The organism is Streptomyces sp. NPDC006265 (assembly GCF_040613555.1).
Classification (GTDB): Bacteria; Actinomycetota; Actinomycetes; order Streptomycetales; family Streptomycetaceae; genus Streptomyces.
Map to the genome: position 1 here is coordinate 1 of NZ_JBEXSH010001000.1, position 3029 is coordinate 3029.

Sequence of the window (3029 nt, forward strand, 5' to 3'; positions counted from 1 at the left end):
CGTACGGCCACCCGAACCTGTTCTCCCTCGCCTCCGCCCTCTACGAGCGGGTGCCACGCACCTTCCCCGAACCCGCCCCGGCGGCCGACCCCTGGCGTCCCGACACCTTGCGCTGTCTGCTGCGGGGCGTGCTGTTCGCCCTGCCGGGGCTGGCCTACCTGCTGACCGCTCCCCTGTGGAACGCCGTGGGGTACGCCCCCGCCCTCATCGTGGCCGGGCTCGTCTCGTGGGCGTGGGGGCAGGCGCTCGGCCACCGTGCGCACCTGCGGATGGCGACCGGACGCCGGGAAGCGGGCCGTACCCTCCTGGCCGGCGCCCCCGTGGGAGCGGCGGTGGCCACGGCGGTCGCCGCGCTGCCCGCCGACGGCGGACCGGTGACCCTGGTGGCGGCCGCACAGTCCGCGTATCTGGCCGCCGCCGGCGTCCTGCTGGTGCTGGGCCGGGAACGGCTGCTGCTGGCGGCGCTCAGCCCGCTGCTCGCGGGTGCCGCCGTCCTGCCGTGGTGGGAGCCCGGCTCTCTGCTCCGGACTGGGCTGCCCCTGCTGGCGCTGCTCGCCACGCTCACCGTCACCGGCTGGGTCCTGCGGGGCGCCCTCGCCGTTCCGGCCGTCATGGCGGCGACCCGGCCTCGGCTGCTGTGGTCGCTGCCGTACGGCCTGTTCGGGCTGGCCGCCGGCGTGCTGGTGCTGCTGGAGGGGCGGGAGGAGCCGTACGCGGTGATCGTGCTGACGCTGAGCATGGGGCCGGCGGAATGGCTGCTGTACCGCTACCGGGGGCTGTCGGTCGCCGCGCTGCGGGCCACCGCCACGCCGGCCGGGTTCCTGCTGCGCTCGGCCGGCATTCTCGGCCTCTGTCTGCTCGCCTACCTCGCGCCGCTGCTGCCCGCCGCTCTGCTCACCGGCGCGGACCCGGCCGCCCTGCTGCTGCTGGCTGCCGTTCTGTGGACCGCGCTGCTGCTCCAGGCGTTCGGGGCGGCCTGGTCGTCGGCCGGGATCTGCCTGGCGGCGGCCGGCGGGGCCGGGGCGATCGTCCTGTTTCACCTACCACCGGGCAACGCCCTGGCCCTGCCGGCCGCCTGCGGCACCGCCGCCCTGTGTCTGTCGGCGTGCGCGCTGTGGCTGCTCGGCCGGCCGGCCCCGCACGCCTGAGCCCGATCCCGCTCTCCGCTCGCTACCCACCCAACCGAAGGGACACCGCAGTTGACCTCCGCACCGCTCGCCGCCGTCACCGGAGCCGAGGGCTTCATCGGCTCGCACCTCACCGAGGCGCTGGTCGCCTCCGGACACCGGGTCAGGGCCATGGCCCAGTACAACTCCTTCTCCTCCTACGGCTGGCTGGAGACCCTGCACCCGGATGTCCTGGACCAGGTCGAGATCGTCCTCGGAGACGTCCGTGACCCCGGCTCCGTCCGCGGCCTCCTCGAAGGCGCCGACACCGCGTACCACCTGGCCGCCCTGATCGCGATCCCGTACTCCTACCAGGCCCCGCACAGCTACGTGGACACCAACGTCACCGGCACCCTCAACCTGCTGGAGGCCGTGCGCGCCCTCGGCACGCCCCGGCTGGTGCACACCTCCACCAGCGAGACGTACGGCACCGCGCAGACCGTGCCCATCACCGAGGACCATCCCATCAACACCCAGTCCCCGTACGCCGCTTCGAAGGCGGGCGGGGACCGGCTGGCCGACAGCTACCACGCCAGTTTCGACACCCCGGTCGTCACCCTGCGGCCCTTCAACACCTTCGGGCCGCGCCAGTCGATGCGCGCGGTCATCCCCACCGTCATCGGGCAGGTCGCGGCGGGAGAGCGCACCATCACCCTCGGCGACCTGCGTCCCACCCGGGACTTCACCTTCGTCAAGGACACCGCGCAGGCCTTCCTCGCCGTCGGCACCGCGCCCGCCGGGCAGGTCGTGGGCCGTACCTTCAACGCCGGGACCGGCGGGGAGATCTCGGTCGGCGACCTGGTCGCCCTCATCGGCAAGGTGATGGACACCGCGCTCGACGTGCGCGCGGACGAGGCCCGCATCCGGCCGGCCAACTCCGAGGTGATGCGGCTGGTCGCGGACGCGAGCCGACTCGCCGCGGCCACCGGCTGGCAGCCCGCCCACACCCTGGAGGAAGGCCTGGCGTCCACCGTGGAGTTCTTCCGTGACCCGGGCAACCTCGCCCGCTACAAGACCGGCATCTACAACATCTGACACCGCACAGCGGATCTCGTCCGTCACGTCCGCGCACGTCCATGAAGCGTTCACGAAGGAGGAACCCCATGCACGTAGTGATCCTGGCGGGAGGCAAGGGCGTCCGGCTGCGGCCCTACACCACCGCGCTGCCCAAGCCGCTCGTGCCCATCGGCGACCAGCACGCCATCCTGGAGATCGTGCTGCGCCAGCTGTCCACGGCCGGTTTCACCAGCTGCACCATCGCCATCGGCCACCTCGGCGAGATCATCCGCGCCTACGTCGGCGACGGCTCCCAGTGGGGCCTGGCCGTCGGCTACGCCACCGAGGAGAGCCCGCTGGGCACCATGGGCCCGCTGCTCAACCTGCGCGACCGGCTGCCCGAGACCTTCCTGGTGATGAACGGCGACGTCCTCACCGACCTCGACTACGCCGACGTCCTGCGCCGGCACCGCGCGTGCGGGGCCCCGCTGACCATCGCGACGTACGCCCGCAAGGTGCACATCGACTTCGGGGTGCTGACCACCGACTCCGGCAAGGTCGTCGCGTTCACCGAGAAGCCGAGCATGGACTACCGCGTCTCCATGGGCGTCTACGGCCTGTCCCGCACCACTCTCGACGGCTACACTCCCGGACTCCCGCTCGGCTTCGACGAGTTGGTCCTCGACCTGCTCAAGACAGACAACCAGCCGCACGCCTACGACTTCGACGGGTACTGGCTGGACATCGGCCGCCCGGACGACTACGACCGGGCCAACGCCGAGTTCACCACCCGCAAGTCGCTTCTGCTCAAGGGAGCCTGAGCACGTCATGCGCATTCTCGTCCTGGGCTCCACCGGCTATCTGGGC

At 72.3% G+C, this 3029-nt stretch carries 3 protein-coding genes; all 3 read left to right on the forward strand.

Features of this window, described 5'->3' with window-relative positions; genetic code table 11:
- Positions 1-1148, forward strand: a 1148-nt coding sequence (locus ABZ281_RS44185) for a hypothetical protein (protein ID WP_356663893.1), incomplete at its 5' end; no start/stop codon positions are given.
- A 51-nt stretch (positions 1149-1199) separates the two neighbouring features.
- Positions 1200-2201 carry a GDP-mannose 4,6-dehydratase gene (locus tag ABZ281_RS44190; protein ID WP_356663895.1) on the forward strand — a complete coding sequence of 334 codons (1002 nt, stop codon included), beginning with the start codon at positions 1200-1202 and terminating at the stop codon, positions 2199-2201.
- Between the two features lie 68 nt (positions 2202-2269).
- Complete coding sequence (locus ABZ281_RS44195; protein WP_356663897.1) at positions 2270-2983, forward strand: sugar phosphate nucleotidyltransferase; 714 nt, start codon at positions 2270-2272, stop codon at positions 2981-2983.
- Positions 2984-3029: the final 46 nt, after the last annotated feature.

Coding starts and splice junctions, on each gene's coding strand:
- ABZ281_RS44195 (WP_356663897.1), top strand. CDS start 2,270: ATGCACGTAGTGATCCTGGCGGGAGGCAAGGGCGTCCGGCTGCGGCCC.